At 72.3% G+C, this 1,051-nt stretch carries 1 pseudogene; it reads right to left on the reverse strand.

The features are described 5' to 3' along the window. A pseudogene (locus ACGFNV_RS46815) lies at positions 1-902 on the reverse strand (hypothetical protein); the annotation flags it as partial. Between the last annotated feature and the right edge of the window lie 149 nt (positions 903-1,051).

The raw sequence follows: 1,051 nt of genomic DNA on the forward strand, positions 1-1,051 counted from the left end.
GGGAACGTGCGCGCCTCGGTACCGACGAGCCGGAAGACCCCCAGTGCCTCGGCCTCACGGCCGGAGCGGATCAGTGCGAGCGCGAGGTGATTGCGGAAGCCCGCCGCCCGCCGGTCACCCGGCTCGAACCTCGCCGACAGTTCCAGTCCCGCCTCGACGAGCCCCTCGATCCGGGACCAGGCCACCGGCCCCTTCCCCATCCCTGCCTCGTGCTCCAGCGCGTACTCGGTGACCGCGTGCAGTGGCAGACCGCGCAGCGGTGACCCCTCGGGGGCCGCGGCGGCGGCCGACTCGGCGAACGCGAACATCTCCGCGTGCGAGCCGTACCACTTCTGCGCCAGGTACTGCACCGCGCGGGCGTGCAGTCCCATGTGATGCGGATCCGCCGCGCGGCCCCGAGCCAGGTACTCGTCGAACACGTCGCGCGGAGCGCCAAGTCCCATAGCGTGAGCGATGAACACCCGCCAGGGAACGGGATCTTCGGGGTTGAGGTCGGCGGCCGTACGCAGGACCGGTATCGCGTCGCGCAGGACCGTGCGGAACGCCTGGAACTGCTCCCGCGACACATGCCGGGCACGCGCGGCAGTACGGATCTCCCAGGCGCGGTCGATCTCCAACTCGGCGGCGACCAGGGCGACCTCGGGGTCACCGGATCGCACACGCCGCCACTCGTCGAACCATCCGGTGTGGTGCAGAGCGAGTTCGGCGAGACCCGCGCTGTACTGGCCTCGTCGCTCCCAGTCCCGCTCGACGCGCGTCCGCGCCAGCAACTCCGCCGCCGGCTCCCAGGCGCCCGACCGCGCCGCGGACAGCACGGCCCGCAGATCGGCATCCGGTGCGTCCACTTCCACCGCCCCGTCCGGCGGCAGTCCGTCGCCGGTGGCCCCGAAGTGCCGCAGCATTCTGGGCAGCGTGAATACGCCGGGCATCCTGCCCACAACCAGCCCCTCCCCAACGGCTCGCGGCCGCGCACAGTCGATCACCGACGAGCGCACACCCTATCGACCGGACGTGCGGCGTACGTCGCCGAGATCGGCCCCACCGGGCAGGC

It is taken from the genome of Streptomyces sp. NPDC048751 (assembly GCF_043198595.1).
In the GTDB taxonomy this organism is placed as follows: domain Bacteria; phylum Actinomycetota; class Actinomycetes; order Streptomycetales; family Streptomycetaceae; genus Streptomyces.